The organism is Aerococcus sp. HMSC062A02, assembly GCF_001809535.1.
In the GTDB taxonomy this organism is placed as follows: domain Bacteria; phylum Bacillota; class Bacilli; order Lactobacillales; family Aerococcaceae; genus Aerococcus.
This window is the reverse complement of record NZ_KV797942.1, coordinates 1-6,183: the sequence shown is the minus strand read 5'-3', so window position 1 is coordinate 6,183 and position 6,183 is coordinate 1. Positions and strand designations below refer to the sequence as shown.

Sequence of the window (6,183 nt, the reverse complement as noted above, 5' to 3'; positions counted from 1 at the left end):
CTTCTTTGTTCAGTTTTCAAAGGTCTATCTCGTCTCTCTTTGAGACAACTATTTAATGATATCTCATCAAGAACGAAATGTCAAGAACTTTTTCAAATTCTTTTTTTGTTTTCTTGAGAAACAACTTTTATAGTATAGCATTTCTCACAGATCTTCGTCAAGGCTTTTTTTCAAAAACATTTATTTTGCTTACGGCCTTTTTGAGGACAAGAAATATATTATCACCTTTCTAGATCTTTGTAAAGTCTTTTTCTTAATTTTACTTAGAAAAATAAAAAGTGACAAAAGCCCAGCTAGCAGCTTTTGTCACTCTTTACTCGTTCTCCTACCAATTTTCGTCAATAAAGCTTTGGCGGTCAGAGCCTCGACGGTAGCGTTGGTAGTGTTCGGGATTCTTCTTATAGAAATCTTGGTGGTAATCTTCTGCTGGATAAAAGGCTTGGGCGGGTTCAATCTGAGTCACAATCGGATCGTCGAAACGTCCGCTGGCTTCGAGTGCCGCTTTTGAATCAAGTGCTGCTTGCTTCTGCTCTTCATCCGCATAAAAGATTACTGGCCGGTAAGAATCTCCCCGGTCAACGAATTGACCCATGGCATCCGTTGGGTCTGTCTGTTGCCAGTAAATCTTCAGTAAGTCTTCATATGAAATCACTTCAGGGTCGTAAGTAATTTCGACAGCTTCTGTGTGGCCGGTATTGCCCCGGCAGACTTCCTGATAAGTTGGATTGGGCACATGTCCACCTGTATAACCCGATACAACTGAAATAATACCAGGATATTGGTCGAAGGGTTGGACCATACACCAAAAACATCCCCCTGCAAAAATAGCTTTCTTTTCTGCCATATCGCATCACCTTCCTTTGCTAACTTACTTCTATTGTAACAGCTTTTCGGTCGTTCACCTACTTCTAGGTCTCAAATGACAAAAGAGGCTGGGGCTTTTGCCTCCAACCTCTTCTTATCTATTATTCCACTTTGTTTCTAACCCAGTGCATTCTCTTTAGTAATCTTCGTTACGCCACCCATGTAAGGAACGAGTACTTCTGGGATGGTCACTGAGCCATCCGCATTTTGGTAGTTTTCAAGGACTGCTGCTACGGTCCGACCGACAGCCAAACCTGAACCATTCAAGGTATGGGCGAGTTGCGGTTTACCGTTCTCATCGCGGTAGCGGATCTTAGCCCGGCGTGCTTGGAAGTCTACGCAGTTTGAGCATGATGAAATTTCCCGGTAGGTATCTTGGGCTGGGATCCAAACTTCGATATCATAAGTCTTAGAAGCTGAGAAGCCCATGTCACCGGTACAGAGAACGATGCGGCGGTAAGGTAATTTCAGCATATCTAAAATATTTTCCGCATTTTGGGTCATGCTTTCGAGTTCATCGAAGGATTGGTCTGGTTTAGCAAATTTGACCATTTCAACCTTGTGGAATTGGTGGAGACGGATCAAGCCCCGGGTATCCCGGCCTGCAGAACCCGCTTCTGAACGGAAGCAAGGTGACATCGCGGTGAACTTAATAGGTAATTCTTCACCTGGAATGATATCTCCTGCATAGTAGTTGGTCAAGGTCACTTCGGCAGTTGGGATCAAGGTCAAGTCGCGGTCGTCATGTTCAATTTGGAAAACATCTTCAGTAAATTTAGGGAACTGACCAGTCCCGTACATAGCTTGGTCATTGGCCAGGTAAGGGGTGATGGTTTCAATATAACCTTCCTTAGCGTGTTGGTCGAGCATGAAGTTGTAGAGAGCCCGCTCTAGCTTAGCCCCCATCCCACGGTAGTAGAGGAAGCGTGAGCCAGCTACCTTGCCGCCTGCTGCGAAATCAAGGATGCCTAAGTCTTCACCAATTTCATAGTGGGCTTTAGGCGTGAAGTCAAAGTTTGGCAGCTCGCCCTTGCGGTGGATTTCTTCATTATCGTCTTCATCTTCCCCTACTGGAACGCCTTCTGCAGGCAAATTCGGAATGCGGGCTAAGATATCATGACGTTTGTTTTCAACCGCTTTGACTTCTTGGTCTAGCTTAGAGATTTCCTCGCCTAGTTCCTGCATGGCCTTAATCTTGTCATCTGCATCTTCTTTGTTCCGTTTCAACTGGGCAATTTCTTCTGAGGTTTGGTTACGGACTTTCTTCTGTTCTTCGACTTGAACTAAGAGCTTACGACGGTCTTCATCGAGAGCCATCACTTGGTCCAACTCTTCCCGGCTCACCCCGCGAGTCTCTAACAATTGGGCTGTTTCTTCAAAATTATTTCGTAATTGACGCATATCAATCATGGGTCTTCCTCCTCCATTAATGTAAAAAATTAAAATAAAAAAGCTATTCCATACCCTTTCGATTAAGAAAGGGACGGAATAGCTGCTTGTTTCGGCATTATTGCGCGGTACCACCCTGCTTCAGCATATCACTATATGCTTGCTGCACTCTTCAGTTAACGGTCTGTCCGGAAATGCTTCACCCATCTACGGGCTCGCACTCAGCGATTGTGTGGATTCCATGATAACAAGTATCCGTTCCCACCAACCACGGACTCTCTTGAACTTATCCATCACTTACTAGTCACAATCCTACTTTTTATCTATTAATGCTATTATAATCTTTCTCTCAATAAATGTCAATTTGCCTTTGCACTTTGCGTATCGAGCCAGTCTTCCACCTGGTCCACCAAGGATTCAATCAACTGGGACATGCGCCGTGTCACCCGGACAATGGGGCTCAGGCCTTCCACTTCTTCACTCGGCACAATGGCATTGGTCAAGGCCATATCCTGACCCTCCACGTCTTCAAGGAAGGGCAGACGGATGGTCACCTGGTTAACAGCCTGACTAGGATCAAGCGGAGCCTTCACCTGCAGGGTCCCTTGGGGGGTGTACCGCCAATTATCGCTATAAGATTCCACCTTTTCTTGGGCCCAATCGATTCCTTGGGGCAAGAAGGCAGCTGAATTATCCTGGTAGAGCAGGTCCACCTGGTCTTGGCGTCCTTGGTAGACATCCACATGGTCCCGGCTAGCGAAGACTTCCCCTTTTTGGTGGAGGAGGGTCCAAGCTAGATTGTCCTGCAGGCCGTTCAATAACTTGTTAGTTTCCCGGTAGCGGGCCTCATTATCGCTCGCTCCCAGGGTCAAAAGCAAGACAGGACGGTCGTTGATCCGGCTGACAATCAGGATACAGGCTCCAGCTAAGTCTTCCGTCCCGGTCTTCAATCCCAAGACGTCCTCGCGTCCATGAGCCAGTCCCGGGAGAAACTCATTGAAATTCACCATCCGAAAAGTCGTCTCTGGGTTAACTTGGAAGTCTTTAACAGGAACCGCCGAGCGTTTGAGAATATCAGGATAGTCTTCCAATAAGTGCTGGGTCATCCGCAAGAGGTCAATCCCCCGCATCTGGTTCTCGTCCTGGCTGGTGTACTGGTCACCATGGGTCGTCTGATATTTCCCATCTAAACCCGAAGCCGTGTAGAGTTTGTAATCTGTGATCCCTAAAGACTCCAGCTTATCGCCCATCTGTTCCACAAAAGTTGCCTCGTCCCCTGCCACATATTGGGCCAGGGCTACAATGGCTGAATTAGCTGAATAAATTAAGGTGGCATCGATCAGGTCGCCGGCAGTGTAATAGTCCGTTGACGCATCCAGAGGGACATTAGATAAGTTGGGGAGGCGGGAGAGTTCAGCCACCCCTTCAGAGACGGGAATCTTGGTATCGAAATCTAATTGACCAGCCTTGATGGCATCGTAAACCACATACAAGCTCAGCAACTTGGTCAAGGAAGCAATCCCGTGCAAGTCATCATCCTGGTAGCGGAAGAGGGCCTGGCCAGTCGCTGGGTCCATAGCTGCGGCCTGGTCAACTTCCAAGTTCAATTGACTCGCCAGCTGGCTAGAAAAGTCCCCCAGGCTCGTTCCCCGATCCTCAGCAAGAACCAGAGTCGGGCTGAAAACCGTCCATAACAAAGTCAAAACGAGCCCCACTTTAAAAACTTTCAGCTTCTTTCCAAGAGTCATCCATTCAACCTCTCTTCCTGGTAATGATTCGGAATTTTAAAAATAAAACGTGTGCTCTGGCTATCCGATTCCGCCCATATCTTGCCGTGGTGGTGGAAGACAACCCCTTCTGCAATAGCCAGGCCTAGGCCGCTACCGGATTTTTCTTGGGAGCGTGAGCTATCCACCCGATAAAAGCGTTGGAAAAGTCGGTCTAAGGCCTCTTCTGGAATCTGGTCGCCATCATTTTCGACGACAAAAGTGGTCTCTTTAGCATCCTGGCTGACCGCCACACGGACATAGTCACCATCGCCACCATATTTAAAGGCATTGGTCAGTAGGTTAGAGAAAACCCGGGCCAATTGCTCTGGATCCACATCGACAATTATTTCCTGGTCTTCTGGGACATCCAAGCGGAGCTCGCGACCGGCTTGTTCCGCCTCCATCTCAAATTCAACCAGCATCTGCTGGAGCATCCGTACCACATTGATGGGCATAACATTGAGCTGGATATTGACCTGGCTAATCTTGGTGTATTCAAAGAGGTCATTCACCATCCGCTGCAATTGCAGGGACTTGGTATAAGCAATATGGGCATAGTGCTTCATTTCTTCCTCATCATTGTAATGGCCGCTCTCCAAGAGACCTAAGTAGCCGATCACCGAGGTCAGCGGGGTCCGGATATCATGGGACATGTTGACAATCAACTCATCCTTGGACTGTTCAATTCGGCGCTCTTCCTCCATGGCCTCAACCGTGCTATCCACCAGGCGGTTAATCGAGGACACCACCGGCTTCATCGAATCCAAGTGCTTACTGGAAATCCGGTGGTCATAGTTTCCCTGAGAAATAAAATGCAGTTCATCCAAGATATAACCCAATTGGACCGTCCGATAACGGCGATAAATCCGCCAAGCGACTGCCCCCAGACCAATCACCACATAGCAAAGGGTGAATCCTAAGAAAAAATTCTGCTGGAAATAGGGTTGGAGAATAATGGAGAAGGGATTTTGCTGCATAATCTGGACATAGTAATAATCGTAGGCAAAGATCAAAACGAACATAATGCCAAAATACCCCAACAAAAGAATGGCTGTCCAAACCACCGCCTCAAAGAAAACTTCAAGAAAGACGCGGTATTTACTTCGCTTGGAATGATACATGCACTTGCCTCCCTTCATCCCTTGGTACTAGACTTGGTCAGCTGTCGGATCGACAATCCGGTAGCCTACCCCCCAAACTGTTGAAATCACCTTATCGCCATTGGTTGCCTTACCAATCTTATCGCGCAGGTGACTGACATGGACCATCACCGTCTTGGCAGAAACAACAGAATCTTGCTGCCAAACCCGTTCAAAAATTTCGTCCGCACTGAAGACTTCATTCGGATGGCTGGCCAAGAGGTAAAGAATCCCAAATTCTAAAGCCGTGAGCTGGATCTCCTTGCCATCGATGGTCTTCACCTCATGAGAATTCTTATGAATCGTCAAAGGCCCAATCTCAATCGTATCGGTATTATTCTCATCCGACAAGTTAGCCCGACGCAAGAGGGACTTGACCCGGGCCATGACTTCTAGGGCATTGAAGGGCTTGGTCACATAGTCATCCGCCCCCGTCGTCAAACCAGAAATCTTGTCCATATCGCTGGACTTAGCCGACAACAAGAGGATGGGAATCTCAACATTCCGTCCCCGGAGCTCCTTCAAGAGGGTCAAACCATCCTTACCTGGCATCATAATATCCAAGATCATCAAGTCAATATCCGGATTATCCACCATCTGCTTGAGGGCATCATCCCCATCAAAAGCCTGGACCACCTGGTAGCCCTCATTCTTAGAATAAATCGTCAGTAACTCAACAATATCCTTATCATCATCAACAATCAATAACTTCATCTCGCCACTCCCTTACACAAAACTTATTTACATACTATTACTTTACTAAGAACATACTCCCCTATATTTTAGCAAAACATCCCTATAATTGTTTAAAGAAAACCCACAAATCTCCTTAAGAAAGAATTAAATCAAAGGGTGTGAGCAAAGGCGTTTAGAAGCTTACCACTGGAGCACGAACGAAAAAGGGCAAGCCCCGCTTGCACGTTTCGATCGTGTGAAGTGGAGAAGCTTCTGCCTTTGCGAACCCGACTGCAAAGGGTGTGAGGGCGCACGGGTAGAAGTGGACCTCTGGAGCAAAAGGGATA

Annotated in this window: 5 protein-coding genes; all 5 read right to left on the bottom strand. The window is 47.1% G+C overall.

Annotation, left to right across the window (positions count from 1 at the left end):
• Nucleotides 1-325: 325 nt before the first annotated feature.
• The 5 genes from msrA to HMPREF2626_RS08165 all read right to left on the bottom strand — a co-directional run bounded on the left by msrA (nt 326) and on the right by HMPREF2626_RS08165 (nt 5,875).
• Complete coding sequence (gene msrA / locus HMPREF2626_RS08185; protein WP_070619967.1) at nt 326-844, bottom strand: peptide-methionine (S)-S-oxide reductase MsrA; 519 nt, start codon at nt 842-844, stop codon at nt 326-328.
• A 137-nt stretch (nt 845-981) separates the two neighbouring features.
• A complete protein-coding gene (gene serS / locus HMPREF2626_RS08180; RefSeq protein ID WP_070619965.1) occupies nt 982-2,274 on the bottom strand; it encodes a serine--tRNA ligase in 1,293 nt (430 codons plus the stop codon).
• Between the two features lie 338 nt (nt 2,275-2,612).
• Entirely contained in the window at nt 2,613-3,956 is a 1,344-nt protein-coding gene (locus HMPREF2626_RS08175; protein WP_168162727.1) for a serine hydrolase, read from the bottom strand.
• 41 nt (nt 3,957-3,997) lie between these two features.
• Nucleotides 3,998-5,143 (bottom strand): sensor histidine kinase, encoded by a 1,146-nt coding sequence (locus HMPREF2626_RS08170; protein ID WP_070619959.1) that lies wholly within the window; start codon nt 5,141-5,143, stop codon nt 3,998-4,000.
• Between the two features lie 27 nt (nt 5,144-5,170).
• Nucleotides 5,171-5,875 (bottom strand): response regulator transcription factor, encoded by a 705-nt coding sequence (locus HMPREF2626_RS08165; RefSeq protein ID WP_070619956.1) that lies wholly within the window; start codon nt 5,873-5,875, stop codon nt 5,171-5,173.
• Nucleotides 5,876-6,183: the final 308 nt, after the last annotated feature.

Excerpts from the sequence above, each read along its gene's own strand:
- msrA (WP_070619967.1), bottom strand. The coding sequence starts at position 844 with ATGGCAGAAAAGAAAGCTATTTTTGCAGGGGGATGTTTTTGGTGTATG.
- serS (WP_070619965.1), bottom strand. The coding sequence starts at position 2,274 with ATGATTGATATGCGTCAATTACGAAATAATTTTGAAGAAACAGCCCAA.
- HMPREF2626_RS08170 (WP_070619959.1), bottom strand. The coding sequence starts at position 5,143 with ATGTATCATTCCAAGCGAAGTAAATACCGCGTCTTTCTTGAAGTTTTC.
- HMPREF2626_RS08165 (WP_070619956.1), bottom strand. The coding sequence starts at position 5,875 with ATGAAGTTATTGATTGTTGATGATGATAAGGATATTGTTGAGTTACTG.